This is a genomic window from Amycolatopsis vancoresmycina, from assembly GCF_000716785.1.
GTDB classification, from domain to species: Bacteria; Actinomycetota; Actinomycetes; order Mycobacteriales; family Pseudonocardiaceae; genus Amycolatopsis; species Amycolatopsis vancoresmycina.
In genome coordinates, this window is the sequence record NZ_JNYY01000008.1 from 30,070 (window position 1) to 44,622 (window position 14,553).

13 protein-coding genes are annotated in these 14,553 nt (G+C 70.8%); 4 read left to right on the forward strand and 9 right to left on the reverse strand.

Going from position 1 to position 14,553, the window contains the following annotated elements; translation table 11 throughout:
• Positions 1-21 precede the first annotated feature (21 nt).
• From OO60_RS45465 to OO60_RS19970, 4 genes are read right to left on the reverse strand one after another with little or no spacing between them, the layout of a single operon-like run.
• Positions 22-1,326, reverse strand: a complete 1,305-nt coding sequence (locus tag OO60_RS45465) for a type I glutamate--ammonia ligase (protein ID WP_063749406.1) — start codon at positions 1,324-1,326, stop codon at positions 22-24.
• Entirely contained in the window at positions 1,323-3,050 is a 1,728-nt protein-coding gene (locus tag OO60_RS19960) for an IucA/IucC family protein (RefSeq protein WP_003061873.1), read from the reverse strand. Before OO60_RS19960 ends, OO60_RS45465 begins: the two co-directional genes overlap by 4 nt.
• Positions 3,047-4,330, reverse strand: a complete 1,284-nt coding sequence (locus tag OO60_RS19965; RefSeq protein ID WP_003061874.1) for a lysine N(6)-hydroxylase/L-ornithine N(5)-oxygenase family protein — start codon at positions 4,328-4,330, stop codon at positions 3,047-3,049. The genes OO60_RS19960 and OO60_RS19965 overlap by 4 nt, the downstream gene beginning before the upstream one ends.
• The gene (locus tag OO60_RS19970; protein ID WP_003061875.1) at positions 4,327-5,898 is read right to left on the reverse strand and encodes a pyridoxal phosphate-dependent decarboxylase family protein; all 1,572 of its coding nucleotides are present in this window, start codon (positions 5,896-5,898) and stop codon (positions 4,327-4,329) included. Before OO60_RS19970 ends, OO60_RS19965 begins: the two co-directional genes overlap by 4 nt.
• A gap of 147 nt (positions 5,899-6,045) precedes the next feature.
• On the opposite strand from OO60_RS19970, the gene OO60_RS19975 reads away from it, so the two are divergent.
• The 4 genes from OO60_RS19975 (at position 6,046) to OO60_RS19990 (ending at position 9,716) form a co-directional block, all read left to right on the forward strand.
• Positions 6,046-6,447: a fluoride efflux transporter FluC gene (locus OO60_RS19975; RefSeq protein WP_003061878.1), complete on the forward strand. Its 402-nt coding sequence runs from the start codon at positions 6,046-6,048 to the stop codon at positions 6,445-6,447.
• Positions 6,447-6,779, forward strand: coding sequence for a DUF190 domain-containing protein (locus OO60_RS19980; RefSeq protein ID WP_003061881.1), 333 nt, complete (start codon positions 6,447-6,449; stop codon positions 6,777-6,779). Before OO60_RS19975 ends, OO60_RS19980 begins: the two co-directional genes overlap by 1 nt.
• Positions 6,776-7,150, forward strand: a complete 375-nt coding sequence (gene crcB, locus OO60_RS19985; RefSeq protein ID WP_003061883.1) for a fluoride efflux transporter CrcB — start codon at positions 6,776-6,778, stop codon at positions 7,148-7,150. The genes OO60_RS19980 and crcB overlap by 4 nt, the downstream gene beginning before the upstream one ends.
• 76 nt (positions 7,151-7,226) lie before the next feature.
• Positions 7,227-9,716: a DUF6185 family protein gene (locus tag OO60_RS19990; RefSeq protein WP_155848835.1), complete on the forward strand. Its 2,490-nt coding sequence runs from the start codon at positions 7,227-7,229 to the stop codon at positions 9,714-9,716.
• A gap of 52 nt (positions 9,717-9,768) precedes the next feature.
• Here OO60_RS19990 and OO60_RS19995 read toward each other — a convergent pair whose 3' ends face one another.
• The 5 genes from OO60_RS19995 to OO60_RS20015 are packed head-to-tail and all read right to left on the reverse strand — an operon-like array spanning position 9,769 to position 14,477.
• Positions 9,769-10,719, reverse strand: a complete 951-nt coding sequence (locus tag OO60_RS19995; protein ID WP_003061888.1) for an LLM class F420-dependent oxidoreductase — start codon at positions 10,717-10,719, stop codon at positions 9,769-9,771.
• A complete protein-coding gene (locus OO60_RS20000) occupies positions 10,716-12,815 on the reverse strand; it encodes a S9 family peptidase (protein WP_033262000.1) in 2,100 nt (699 codons plus the stop codon). Before OO60_RS20000 ends, OO60_RS19995 begins: the two co-directional genes overlap by 4 nt.
• A 20-nt stretch (positions 12,816-12,835) precedes the next feature.
• A complete protein-coding gene (locus tag OO60_RS20005; RefSeq protein ID WP_003061894.1) occupies positions 12,836-13,672 on the reverse strand; it encodes a PPK2 family polyphosphate kinase in 837 nt (278 codons plus the stop codon).
• Positions 13,673-13,689: 17 nt separating this feature from the next.
• On the reverse strand, positions 13,690-14,160 hold the full coding sequence (locus OO60_RS20010) for an SRPBCC family protein (protein ID WP_003061897.1): 471 nt from the start codon (positions 14,158-14,160) through the stop codon (positions 13,690-13,692).
• The gene (locus OO60_RS20015; RefSeq protein WP_003061900.1) at positions 14,157-14,477 is read right to left on the reverse strand and encodes an ArsR/SmtB family transcription factor; all 321 of its coding nucleotides are present in this window, start codon (positions 14,475-14,477) and stop codon (positions 14,157-14,159) included. The genes OO60_RS20010 and OO60_RS20015 overlap by 4 nt, the downstream gene beginning before the upstream one ends.
• Between the last annotated feature and the right edge of the window lie 76 nt (positions 14,478-14,553).

The following is a 14,553-nucleotide window of genomic DNA, read 5'->3' on the forward strand; positions in this document are numbered from 1 at the left end:
GGGTTGTAAAACGGAAGAAATTCACGACCGCAGAGCACCACGCAACCGCTGCCAGTCAGTAACAGAATCCAGCCCAGCAGAAATCTCCTCACCAAGCAAAGCCTCAAGCTGACCACCAACATCACCCCCCAGCAACTCCCCAACCCGCGGAAGCAACGACAGAGCCTCCCAAGGCGACCCAGCCAGCGACCCCACCACCACCCCCGGCTCAGGAGGAGCGAGATCCTCCTCCAACCCAAACCGCCCAGCAGCAAGCAAAGCAGCAACAACAAGATGCGGCTGAGCATCACTCCCGGCAAACCGAAACTCCAACCGAGGAGAGGAGGAAGGCCCAGCAACCCTAACCGAAGCGGTCCGATCGTCATACCCCCACCGAACCTCCCGCGGAGAGAACGGAGCAGTCCGCAACCGAACATAGCTGTTCCAGGTAGGAGCCCAAACAGCAGTCAACGCCCGAGCATCCCGAAGCACACCAGCAAGAAACCCACCCAGCAGATCCGGCTCCGAACCATCCACAGCAGACAAAGACAAGTGCACATGCCCCGACGAACCCTGCCCAACCTCAGGCGCAGCAAGGTAATCAGCGGTAACACCATGCCGCCCCGCAACCCGCCGAACAAGAAGCTGCTGCAGAAGAACATCATCACAAGCAGCAAGAGCATCCCGATGCCGCAGCACGATCTCATACTGCCCCGGATGACACTCGGCACGAGCGCTCTCCACACCCAGCCCGGCATCATCCAAAGCAACCCGCAGATCACGAAGCAACGGCATCAACCGCTCGGTCCCACCAAGAGCGTAGTCGACACCATGCGAGGTAAGAGGCCCGTCAGCATCCCGAAAAACGACCTCGTGCTCGATCCCCACGGAAGGAACCAACCCCAGCCCCTCCAAAGCCGCCAGCTGCCCCCGCAGCACCTCACGCGGAGCAAGCTCGGCAGCAGCCCCTGACGGCCATTCGGCATCGCACACAACAGCCCAGGTCCGATCCCCCAGCGGAACCGCCGAAGCAGCATCCACCCGCACCCTCAGATCGCCGAACCCTTCCAGATATCCACCCAGCACCCCGGCCGCAGGCAGCGGATCCCGCGACGGCGTCCACGCGAAAACATAGCTGCAGACGCCATAACCCTCATCAAGCACCGAAGCGGCAAACGGCGCAGCAACCTCGACCGCGGCGAACCGCGCATGCGGATCGGGCACGAGCAGGAGAAGCCGGGCACCGTCCTCGGCAAGCACCCCGCGCAGCACCCCCTCACCCGCCGCGGCCGCCGCACGCCGAGCGGCAAGGGACCGCGGCCCAGCAGGCCGCGCGAACGCCGTCACCACGCCCCACCAGGATCCGCCGAGTGCAGCGGATTCGGCACCCGGCCCCAGCGAACGTCGAACTCGTCGTCCCGCTCCACCTTGTCGAAGCCCTGCCCGGCGAAGTGTTCCCGGTTCAGCGTCACCCGCTCGACATCCGGCGCGAACAGGCGGCAAGCATCGAAGCGCGCAGCCACATCCGGGTTCTCGTCGCGGTAGCGGCGGACGACTTCCCTGACCGGCGCCCAGAAAGCGGCCCGCGCCAGGCCGAGTTCGTCGAGCAGCAGCTCGGCCCAGAACCGGAACTGCCCGGAGAACACCGAGCTGAACAGCGACTGGGCCAGCAGGTGCGCGGGCCAGCGCAGCATGTCCGCCGCAGCCTCGGGCGGAAGGGACGCGTAGCTGTCGAGCTGCTCGTCGAGCAGGTCGACACCCTGCGCGAAGTCCTTGATCAGCACCCGCTGCGGGAACCCGGCGGGATCGACGACGAGGATGAGGTTCTGGCCGTGCGGGCAGAACCCGACGCCGTGGCGCAGCAGCCACTGCAGCAGCGGCGTGAGCAGCAGGTCGAACAGCCGCGTCAGCCACGCCACCGCGTCCCCGCCGCCGATCAGGTGCGCCAGCACAGAGACGCCGTCGGGCCCGCGGTAGGGCAGCGCGGCGAACGAGATCGCGCGCTCCCCCGGCGGCAGCGGTTCGCGCCACAGCGCACCGAGGGTCTCGTGGAACCGGTACGGCAGCTCCTCGAGGTGCCCGAACAGCGGGTGCTTGACCGACACGCTCGCGACCTCGCCGAGCAGCCCGAACCGGTACTTCTCGCCGAGCAGCGGGTCGGCGGCGCTGATCCGGCGCAGCCACGACGTCACCGACGGCCCGGCGAGCGTCGCCGCGGAGTTGAGCCCGCGGTAGACGAGCGTGTTCCGCACCGAAACGGCGGTCTTGACGTCGTGGCGGCCCGGCGTGCTCACGTTGGCCAGTGTCCGGACCGTCTGGTGCGGCCGGTAGGCGTCGGCGCTCTCGCCGAGGTCGATCACGACGCCGGTGGCGAGCTCGGCGGCGTAGAGCGTGCCGACGATTTCGTCGGCCTGCCACGGGTGCACGGGCACCCAGACGTAGTCCTCGGGCGCCTTCGCGGCGAATTCCGCGCGCTGCTCGCCGAGTTCGGCGTCCAGCAGCGCGTCCCGGCTCAGGTCGCCGACGCAGCGGAACTCGGCGTGGGCGGGGTGGACGGCGAACCAGCGCAGCCGCAGGCCGGCCCCGGCCTCCGGCGCGTACCGGGCGCGGTCGGCGGCGGAGAACCCGACCCGGCCCTTGTTGAGCACCAGCCGCGGGTGGCCGGCGAGGTGACCGTCGGCGAGATTGTAGTCCATTGTGGACAACGCGGCCGCGGTCGGCGCGCGGCGCAGGCGGGTGGCTTCGTTGGTGACCGTCGCGGTCAGCTCGGCCAGGACGTCCGCCAGCCGCAGGCCGCCGAGTCCCAGGACCGCGCGGGCGTCGACGACGAGGGTGCGCGGATCGGTGACCGGCGCACCGAGGCGGCGCGCGCTGCCCGGTTCCACCGTCCACGCCTCGAAGGCGCCGCGCCGGGCGCGGAAGGTGTAGGTGACGCCGTCCGGGAGGTCCAGCCGGTAGCCGTCGCCGTCGGCGACCGGCTCCAGCATGTGCTCGTAGGACAGCTCGCCGAGCATCTTGTGCGTGATCAGGGCGCCGGCCGCGCGCCAGGCGGCCGCCTCATCCAGGGTCACAGGTCCTCCAGGCCGAACGTGGTGAAGGCGGTGCGGTCGGGCAGCTCGTGCACGGTCCGGCCGCACACGGCGTTGAGGATCACGGCCGCCCGCCAGGCGCCGAGACCGAGGTCGGGGGCACCGGGGCCGTGGGTGTGCCGCTCGGCGTTCTGCACGAACAGCGGCCCGGGCACGTCGAGGGCGACGCGGTAGCCGGCGTCGACGACCAGGCGGCCCCGCTGGTCGCGGTGGACGGCGTCGCCGAGCCCGGCCAGCAGCGGCCCGGTCGGCGTCTCCGCGTACCCGGTGGCCGCGACGACGGCAGTGGTGCGCAGGGTGGCGCTGCGGCCCTGCTGCGCGTGCCGGACGCCGAGCTCGACCCCGCCGTCCACAGTGGACGCGGAGACGACCTCGACGCCGGGGGTCAGCACCGCGCCGGAGGGGCCGGTGATGCTGCGGCGGTAGAGCTCGTCGTGGATCGCGCCGATCGTTTCGGTGTCGATGCCCTTGTACAGCTGCCACTGCGCGGGCAGCAGCCGGTCGCGGACGGCTTCCGGCAGGCCGTGGAAGTACGCGGTGTAGTCGGGGGTGAACTGCTCCAGCCCGAGTTTCGAGTACTCCATCGGCGCGAACGCCGGTGTCCTGGCCAGCCACCGCAAGCCGTCCAGAGTGGAGCGGGCGCGCAGCAGGTCGAGGACGACCTCGGCCCCGGACTGCCCGGAGCCGACCACCGTGACGCTCTCGGCGGCCAGCAGCGCGTTCCGGTGGGTCAGGTAGTCGGCCGAGTGCAGCACCGGGACGGCCGGATCGTCCACCAGCCCGCGCAGCGGCTCCGGGACCGACGGCACCGAGCCGACGCCCAGCACGACGGCGTCGGCGAGCACCGGCTCGGCCCCGGCGACGGTCAGCTCGAACGCGGTCTCGGCGTCGTTCCAGCGGACGCCGGTGACCTCGTGGCCGAACCGGCACGACGGCAGCCGGGCGGCGGCCCAGCGGCCGTAGTCGTCGTATTCGGCGCGCGGCAGGTGGAACCGCTCGGCGAAGTAGAACGGCAGCAGCCGCCCGCGGTCGCGCAGGTAGCTGAGGAAGGAGAACGGGCTCGTCGGGTCGACCAGGGTGACGAGATCGGCCAGGAACGGCACCTGCAGCGTCGCCCCCTCGACCAGCAGGCCGGGGTGCCAGCGGAATTCCGGGCGCGCGTCGAAGAAGACCGCGTCCAGGCCGCCGACCGGGGCGGCGAGGGCCGCGAGCGAGAGGTTGAACGGTCCGATCCCGATGCCGGCGAGGTGGTGGTGCCTCACGAAGCGACCGGGCTTTCCCGGCCGGCCACCAGTTCGGCCCCCGCCGTGGCCGCGATCCGGTCGAGCAGCGGGCGGTAATCCTCGGCGGTGGTGTGCGGGTGCAGCAGGGTCAGCTTGAGCCACAGCTGGTTCTCGCCGCCCGGCCCGGTCGGCAGCGCGGCCCGGCCGACGACGGCGGTGCCCGCTTCGAGCAGCGCGCGGCGGACACGGGCGACGAGCTCGTCACCCGCTTCGTCACCCGCCTCGTCGGCGACGACCGGCCGGAGGACCACAGTGGACAGTTCGGGCCGGCCCCAGAGCCGCAGGCCCGGGTGGCCGGACACCAGCCGGGCGACCTCGCCGGCGGTGGTGCAGCAGCGTTCGACGAGCGCGCCGAGGCCGTCGGTGCCGAGCGCGTGCACGGTGACGGCCATCCGGAAGGCGTCCGGCCGCCGCGACGTCCGGATCGACCGGCCGAGCAGGTCGGGCAGGCCGGCTTCGGTGTCGTCGTCGGCGTTGAGGTACTCGGCACGGACGGTGAGCGCGGCGAGGTCGGCGGCCTCCCGGGCGGCGAAGAGCCCGGCGGCGACGGGCTGCCAGCCGAACTTGTGCAGGTCGAGGGCGACGGAGTCGGCCAGTTCGAGCCCGTCGAGTTTGGTCTTGAGCGTGGCGCTGCAGAGGGCCATGCCGCCGTAGGCCGCGTCGACGTGCAGCCGGGCCAGGTGTCGTCGGCAGATCCGGGCGATTTCGGGCAGCGGGTCGAGGGTGCCGGTGTTGGTGGTCCCGGCGGTGGCGACGACGACGGAGTCCGGCGTGAGGACGCCGTCGAGGGCCGCGGGAAGCAGGCGGTCGCCTTCGCAGGGGACGACGACGGGGGCGGGCAGGCCGAGCAGCCAGGCGGCGCGGGCGACGCTGTGGTGGGCGTTGGCGCCGCAGACGGGCTGGGCGCGGGGGTTGCGTTCGCGGGCCAGGAGCAGGCCGAGGAGGTTGGATTCGGTGCCACCGGTGGTCACGACGGCGTCGGGGGTTTCGGCGTGGGGGTAACACAACCGGGCGATTCCGGCGGTGAATTCACGCTCGAGTTCGCTGGCGACGGGAGCTTGGTCCCAGGAGTCCATGGAGGGGTTGAGGGCACTGGCGACGACATCGGCGGCCACGGAGACCGCGAGCGGCGGGCAGTGCAGGTGGGCGGCGCAGGAGGGATCGGCAGGATCGGCGGAACCGGCGGCGAGGAGCCGGCTGAGGTGTTCGAGCGCGGCTTCGGCGCCGACTCCGGTCCGAGGCAAACCGGCCGACAGAAGCGGACCAGTCTCGGCGGCCACGGGTTCGGCGCTGGGGACGGGCGCACCGAGCCCGGCCACCTGCGTGTCGGCGGCAGGCGCGAGCTTCTCCGGTCCCGAACCCGCCGTCACCTGGCCCAGCTCGCCGCCCTCCGCCACCAGGGCCGCTGCCACCGCGGCCGGGCCGCCCGCCGGGACCGGGCCGCCGCGTTCCGCGATGCCCGCCGCCATTGCGCGCAGCGCCACCGGGATCAGCTCGCCGAGGCGGTCCGCGCCGCCCTCGCCACCGGCCAGCCCGTCTGCCCGCATGTGCCCCGCCTTCCTTAGGGTTGCCTTGCCTACGCTGAGCAACAGTACGGCGACCGACGGCTGCCTGTCATCCGGTCCCGTCCAGCATGCTCGACCGGGTGGCGGGGACGCGTCGGCCATCGGGAGTAGGTTCACCGCGAGGAGGAGGTGATCAGCGTGCCCCGGTGGGACGTCCTGCTGGTGGTCGGCGCCGGCGGCGCGCTCGGCAGCCTCGCCCGCTACGGCCTGTCCGTGGCGATCCCGCACGCGCGCGGGGAGTTCGCCCTCGCGACGCTGCTCACCAACGTGCTCGGCTGCCTGCTCATCGGCGTCCTGATGGCGATCCTGACCACCACGGCCCGCCCCCACCACCTGCTGCGGCCGTTCCTGGGCGTCGGGATCCTCGGCGGGTTCACGACGTTCTCCACGTTCGTGACGGACACCCTCGACGCGGCCACGACCGGGCGCATACTGGGTTCGCTGGCCTACGCCCTGGCCTCGCTGGTGCTGTGCTTGACCGCGGTCGCCGCGGGTCTCACCGCCACGCGAGCCGTGCGAAAGGGACGCTGATGGACGGACCCGCGACGCGCCTGACGATCTACCTCGGCGAAGACGACCACTGGCACCACAAGCCGCTCTACCACGAGATCGTCCGCCGAGCCCGCGACGCCGGCCTCGCCGGCGCTTCGGTGCTTCGCGGCGTCGAGGGCTACGGCGCGTCGTCGCTGATCCACACGACGCGGATCCTGTCGCTGTCGGAGGACCTGCCCGTGGTGATCGTGATCATCGACGAGGAGGCGAAGCTGCGGGCGTTCCTGCCCCAGCTGGACGAGCTGATCGGCGAGGGACTGGTGACGCTCGACCAGGTCGAGGTGGTCCGCTACGTGGGGCGGACGGAGTGACGCTGGTCCTGGTGGCCCTGGGCGGAGCGGCGGGGTCGGTGCTGCGCTACCTGACGGATCGCCGCATCCAGCAGTGGCGCGACTCGCCGTTCCCGTTCGGCACGCTGACGGTGAACATCGTGGGCTCGTTCATCCTGGGCTTCCTGAGCGGCTGGCTCCTGCACGGCGCGGAGCCGTCGTCGGTGCGGGCGCTGCTGGCGGTGGGGTTCTGCGGCGGCCTGACGACGTTCTCGACGTTCGGCTACGAGACGGTCCGGCTGTTCCTGGAGAAGACGCGCCTGTACGCGGTGCTGAACGTGGTGGTTACGGTGGCCGCAGGCCTGGCCTCGGGCGCCGCCGGGCTCGCACTGGCCACCGTGATCTGGTCCTGATCGCGCCCCAATCCGCCGTCAGTCACGATCCGCTATCGCCTTTAACACGCCGCTCCGGTGCGGCGACTTGGGTGTCATGGGAAAAAGCACCCGTCGACGGTGGCTCTCGAAACGCGCGCGCACCACGGTGACCCGGTGGGCCATCGCGGTGGCGGTGGCCGCGGTGGGGGTTGCGGTCGTCGCCACGGTCGAGGGCCTGCAGCAGCACGAGGCCGCGCAGAAAACCGAATCCACACCGGACTGCACTCTCGACGAGTACCCGCGCGCCGCCGTTACCGTGCGGGCCGCGGTCGAGACGGACAACGTCGACTACCCGCGGATCAGCAGCGACGTGGTGATCCGCGCCCCGCGGATGTGGAACCGCGCGGACGACCTCCTCGGCGATCCGGACCACAGCGACTACCGGTCGGCACTCCGCTGTCTCCTTGGTGCCTACCCGACCGACTTCTCGGTGTACCGCAACGAGCCGCCAACGATCACGGTGGAGGATGGGGACGTGGTGGTGCACGACCACGTCTGGACGGAACTGGTGCAGTCGGGCCACGGCGCCGTCGGAATGCTGGACCTGAACGTCGAACGGGCGAAGCCGTGGCGACTGGCCGTCGTCTCTCGTGGCGGGCTCAGCCGGTCCACTTCGTGGAACGTCACCATCACGGCGCCGGTGCACTGGCTCGCCTCCTCCGTCCCGCAGCCCTGGCCGCCCCACGACGCGAAGCCGGGCGAGGTGACCTGGTATTACGGGACGACTTCGCCAATGGACGACCAGAAGGAATTGGCCATCACCGAGCTGACCCCGGACGTCCGTACGACGGTCTACGTCTGGCACGGATCGACCTTTGGTGACCTTATGGTGCAAGGTGTCGACGCGGTAAGCGCAGCAGCATTCCCGGCCGTGATCCTGTTGTTCATCCGGCGCATCCGCAAGCATCTGTCCGACGACGGTGACAAACTCGCCCGACGCGCGCGGCGAGTCACCATTGCGGTGCTCATCATCCAGTTCGTCGGCCTCGGTATCCAGATCACCCGCGCCATCCTCGCCGCACAGGGCGACCGGGTGCCGGACTGGTCGACCGCCGCCTGGGCAGCCGACATCGCCGTCGGCCTGGCGGTCTTGGTGTTAGCCCGCTGCTCCGGCGTCCGGCGGAGGCCGCTGTTCGCCGCGGTGCCGGTACTCGTGGCCACCTTGGCGTTCGGCTGGGTACTGGGGGACAATGTCGCCTTCACCGGCCGATGGGAGGACGATGCCCTTTTCCTCCGGTTGAGTGAAACCGCGATGGTCTTCGTCGTGCTGCTTCTCGCAGTGGCAGGATTCGTCGACGCCCTTCGTTCGTTGACCCGGTCGAACGGAAAACGACCGCGACGTGCATGGTGGGTCTGGCCGGTAACGTCGGTCGTGACCGGCGCTCTGGTCCTCGAGCGGGTGATCACCGCCTTGCACAACGACTCGCTCCAGCAGTGGATCAACGATCCGGGGCCTACCGGTGTCCTCCGAGGCATCTTCCGCTACACGCTGTGGGGACTTCCTGGCGCCTGGCTGTGGATCTTCGGCGCGCTGCCGGCAGTCGCCGTGTACGTTCTCGCTCGGACCGTGCTCCAACACAAGAGTGATGCCGACCGCTCCCTGCTTTGGTACCTGTCGCTGGCCCTCTTCGTGGCCGGCCCGGTCACGTGGAGTCTCACGATTTATGGATTCGAGCTGCCTTTCTGGCTGCTCGGAGCGTTGGTGTACTGGCTGTGTTGCCGGGCTGGGAAGCCGCTGCTCGATTCCACGCTCCCCTCGGGCGGCAGAATTCGCGACTACGCGACCCAGCAAGGCGACGCCGCTGTCCGGCGGGACGCGACGCGATGGCTCAAGCACGCAGCCGGACCGGCTGCACCCCGCCACCCGAAGTTGCCGAAGCAGGTCACTCCGGTCGACGTCGTCCTGGCTTTGGGGCCGGGCAGGACCCCCTACGAGAACATGAGGACCATGGTCAGGTTCTCGTGGTGGATGGGGGTCACAGTCGCCGTGGTCGTCTACTTCTCCCGCAAAGTCGCAAGCGCCGACCTCACCGCCGCTTCGCCCGATTCGCTGATCCTGCAGTACGCCGGCGACATCGTTTGGACGGCGGCGGGCTGGGTGCTGGCCGCGGCGGCACTCGGCCTCTATTGGCAGTACCTGCCGGGTAAACGTGGATTTGTCAAGGTGCTGCCGCTGGCAGTCGCGAACGCTGTAGGTCCCATCTGCGTGTTCCTGGCGTCGAAGCTCACCGGCGGGACCGGTGACGTGGACGAGTTGATCGACGGCGCCGTGTTCACGATCGTCTTGTTCTTTCTGGGGCTCGCCATGGACATCCGCACCTTGCGGGATTTGGGCGCAGCAAGGTACCTGACCTTGCGACAGGGCATGGCGGCGTATGGGGTGAGCAATCTGCCGTCCCGGATCACCGCGGCAGTGGCACCGGTTTCGGCGGTCATCGCGCTCGTCTTCACGATCATCGCCGGGCCGCAGAGCAACTCCACGCCCGCGAGTCAGCCACCGTCACCCGAGACAGGACAGAACAAACCGAACACGGGAATCAAGTAAGGGAAGACCCGCCGGTCAAGCACACCACCGGCGGGGAGGACCGCCATCTTGCTCAGCGTGGTGCCAGGCCGCGCACCTGCTCGAACGGGTCCTCCCCGGTCGGCAGCAGCGCGATGATCGGCGTCGTCAGCCCGTTGTCCACATAGGACTGGACCTGCTCCCGGCACGACTCCACGCTCCCGTGGATCACCAGCTCGTCCACCACCGAATCCGGGATCACCTGGTTCGCCTTCTGCCGGTCCCCCGCGGCCCACGCCTCGTGCATCGGCGCCAGCGCCTCCCCGCGTCCCAGCCACTCGTGGAACGCCGCGTACACCGGGACCGTCAGGTAGCTCGAAATCAGCATCCGCCCCAGCCCCCGAGCCGCCTCCGCGTCCTCCGTCGGGCACACGAAGATCCGGGCCGCCAGCTCGACGTCCGGGCCGATCACCGAGCGCACCCGGGGCACGTCCGAAGCCGCCAGCCAGTTCGTGATCGCGCCGTCCGCCTCGCGTGCGGCCAGGCGCAACATGCCCGGGCGCAACGCCGCCAGCATGATCGACGGTGGTGGGTCCGCCGGGCGCTCCAAGCGGAACTTCGAGACCGCGAACGTCTCGTACTTCTCGCTGACCTTCTCGCCCGCCAGCGCCGAACGCAGGAAGCGCAGCGTGTCCCGCGAACGCGCGAAGGGCTCATCGAAGGAAGCCGCGTTCCAGCTCGACACGATCACCGGGGACGACGCGCCGATGCCGAGGACGAACCGGCCCGGGGCCAGCTCCGCCACCGTCGCCGCCTGCATCGCCAGCAAGCCCGGGCCGCGGGTGTACACCGGGACGATCGCCGTCCCGAGACGCAGCTGCGGTGCCCACTGCGAGGCCAGCACCAGCGGCGTGAACGCGTCCGTGCCCGCCGTCTCGGCCGTCCACGCGTCCGTGTAGCCCAGGTCCGGCAGCTGTTCGACCAGCTCGCGGTGCGCCGTGAGCGGAACTCCGGTCAGCGGGATCGTGAGGCCCCAGCGGCTCATGCGTTCTCCTTCTCGACGGCCGACAGTTCACGCAGCAGCCAGTCCACCTGCGTGCGCATCAGGTTCTCCGCGACCTCTTCGGCCTGCGGCGTCATGTGGGTCGCGCCCGCCAGCGGCAGGAAGACGTGCGGCCGGCCCTTCGCCAGCAGCGCCGACGACAGCCGCAGCGCGTGCGCGACGAACACGTTGTCGTCGGCCAGGCCGTGCACGATCAGCAGCGCCCGGCTCAGCTCGCCCGCGCTCTCGATCAGCGAGTTGTGCGCGTAGCTCTCGGCCTCGTCCTGCGGCTTCCCGAGGTAGCGCTCGGTGTAGTGCGTGTCGTACAGCGACCAGTCGGTGACCGGCGCGCCCGCGACCGCCGCGTGGAAGACGTCCGGACGGCGCAGCACCGCCAACGCCGACAGGTAGCCGCCGTACGACCAGCCCCGGATCGCCACCCGCTCCGGATCCAGCTCCGGGTACGACGCGGCCGCCGCCTGCAGCGCGTCCACCTGGTCCTGCAGCGTGACGTCGGCGAGGCGGCCGTGGATCTCGCGCTCCCACACCGCGCCGCGGCCCGGCGTGCCGCGGCCGTCCGCGACGAGCACCGCGAACCCCTGGTCCGCCAGCCACTGCGAAGTGAGGAACGCATTGCGGCTCTGCATGACGCGCTGGGCGTGCGGGCCGCCGTACGGGTCGAGCAGCACCGGCAGCCTGCCCTCGCTCGGCTCGTACCCGCGCGGCAGCAGCAGCGCCGCCCGCAGGCCGCGCTCGCCCAGCGTCAGCCAGGTCAGGTTCGGCACGATGTCCGGGTCCACAGTGGACGAGGAGATCGTCGCGACCGGCGAGCCGTCGCGCAGCACCGAGACGCGCGGGCCGCTGTAGTCCAGGCTCCATGAAGAAAGCACGGTGACCGCGGCGGACCCGGCGCCGACGTGCACGCCGTCCACAGTGGACAACCGGCGCACCGACGAGCCCTCGGTCCGGAAGACGTGGATCTGGGTCGGGTCGGCTTCCGAGGCGCTGAACAGGATCTCGGCGCCGACGTCGAGGACGGCCCGCAGCTGCAGCCCGGCCGGGGTGACGGCCTCGCCGCCGACGAACAGCCGGTGGTCGCCGTCGACCATGCCCTCGACGACGAGGCGGCCGTCGGGCGTCCACGCCGGGACGCCGCCGACGATGTCGATCCAGTGCTGGTCGGCCGCGGTGTGCACCGTCGACGTCGAGCCGTCGGTGACGTCCACGGCGAGGACGTCCATCCGCTTCTGGTCACGCGGCTGCACGGCGAGCAGCGGCGCACCGCCGGCCGACCAGTGCACCGAGGCCAGGTACTCCCAGTCGCCCTGCGTGACGTCGACGCGTGAGCCGTCCAGGCCGAGCACGGACAGCGACACCAGCGCGTTCGTGGTGCCCGCGGCCGGGTAGGCGACGACGTTCGCCGGGTGCTGCGGGTTGGCCGGGTCGGCGATGGTCCAGCGCGGCACCGGGCCGCGGTCGGAGCGCTCGGCGAGGATGCTGCGGCCGTCGGGCGCCCACCAGTAGCCGCGGGTGCGGTCCATCTCCTCCGCGGCGATGAACTCGGCGAGGCCCCAGGCGATGTCCTCGCCCTCCTCCTCGACCAGCACGCGGTCGTCGCCGGTGGCCAGCTCCAGCACGTGCAGCCGCCGGTTCTGGACGTAGGCGACGTGCGTGCCCGCCGGGTTCGGCCGCGGGTCGATGACCGCGCCGTCGACGCGCAGCGTCACCTCGCCCGAGGCGAGGTCCAGCGTGTAGAGCTTCCCCGAGAGCGAGAACACCGCGACGGTGAAACCCGCGTCGACGCCGTAGTGCACGACACCGCCGCCGGTCTCGCGGGCCCGTTCGCGCCGCGCGCGCTCTTCGGCGGGCAGCTCCTCCTCACCGGGCAGCAGTTCGGCGGCGTCGACGAGCTTCGTCTCGGCGCCGGTCGCCAGGTCGGCCGACCACAGGCTGTGCCGGGGGTCGGTGCCCGACTCCGCGCGCAGGAACAGCACGCGGGAGCCGTCCGGGTCGACCCGGAACTCCTTCGGCGCGCCGAGGGTGAAGCGCTGGGTCCGGGCCTGCTTGCGGAGGAACGGGAGGTCGTCGACATCGGTCACGCCCGCACTCTTCCAGACGATCACGCGGATACGCCAACGCCCTTCAGCTTCGCCAGTTCCGCGTCGACGTCGTAGTCCGGCGCCGGGAACGCCGGCTTCAGGTCGGCGAGGGTCTCGATCAGCAGCTCGGCGACGGCCCAGTTGCGGTACCACTTGTGGTCGGCGGGCACCGCGTACCAGGGCGGCGTCTTGGCGAAGATGTCGGCGTAGGCCTCCTGGTAGGCGGGCCAGTGCGACCGCGCCTCCAGGTCGCCCGGGTTGTACTTCCAGCGCTTTTCGGGGGTGACGAGCCGGGCCTTCAGCCGCTTGAGCTGCTCCTCCGGCGAGATGTGCAGGAACACCTTGAGCACGGTCGTGCCCGCGTCGGCCAGCTCCTGTTCGAACGCGGTGATCTCGGCGTAGCGGCGCCGCCGCTCGGCCGCGGTGAGCAGGCCGGAGACGCGCGGGACGAGGATGTCTTCGTAGTGCGAGCGGTCGAAGACGCCGATCCGGCCGGGCGCGGGCAGCTGCTTGCGGATCCGCCACAGGTAGTGGTGGCGCCGCTCGGCCGCGGTCGGCTTCTTGAACGCGGCGTACCGGACGCCCATCGGGTTGACCAGGCCGAGCACGTGCGAGACCGTGCCGCCCTTGCCGGAGGTGTCCATGCCCTGCAGCACGAGCAGGACACTGCGGGTACCGCCGGCAACACCCTCGGCGTAGAGCGCCTCCTGCAGCGCGGACAGCCGTTCGCCGGCGCTCTCGAGCCGTTCGAGGGCCTTGGCTTTCTTGCCGGGCCCGACCGGGGTCGAGCCCGGGTCCGGCAGGTCGCCACCGACGCGCAGCGCGTCCCGGACCCGGCTTCCGTCGTTCTTGGCCATCCGCCGAAACTACCCGTTCAGGCGGCGGCTTTCTCGGCGAAGAGGCCCAGCAGGGCGCCGTGGCCGCCGTCACCGGACACGCCTTCGCGGACTTTCGCGCCCGTCTCGCCGTGCCGTTCGAAGCCGCGGTGCTCCAGCTCGACGCGGGTGCTGCGCGGCCCCTCCTCGATGAACCGGACCTCGATTTCGCTCGCGAACGCCGGGTCCGGGTTGATCCGCCAGTCGCCGTCGATCCGCCAGGACAGGACCACCCGGGCGGGTGGTTCCCAGACCAGCACCTCGCCCCACTGGCACTCGGCGCCGTCCACGGTCTTCTCGTACCAGCGGCCGCCCGGCTTCGGCTCGAGGACGGCTTCGGCGAGGTCCGCGTCGCCCAGGTGGTGCTGCCGCGGCCACCAGCTGTCGAACGCCTCGGTGTAGGTCTTGAACGCGTGCTCGCGCGAGCAGGCGACGGTGATGCTCTTGCGGATCGGTTCCAGGGTGCTCACGACTGCTCCTCCTCGGTGGATTCCGCCAGGTCGGCGAAGGACTTCAGCGCGTCCGACCACATCCCGTCGAGGTAGGCGCGCAGCGCGGCGATCCCGGCCGGTTCGAGCCGGTAGAGCCGCTTGGTGCCGGCGGCCCGATCGGTGACCAGCCCGGCCTCCTTGAGCACCTTGAGGTGCTGGGACACGGCCGGGCGGCTGATCGGCAGGTCCGCGGCCAGCTCGCCCACCGCGCGCGGCCCGTCCCGCAGCGCTTCGAAGATCGCGCGGCGCGAAGGGTCGGCGAGGGCGGCCAGCTGATCGCTTCCGTAAGTCGCCACGAACGGTAAGTTACGACTTACCAATGGCTTCGTCAACGGCTGCGCACTGTTTCGCGGGTGTGAACGGGATATTGCG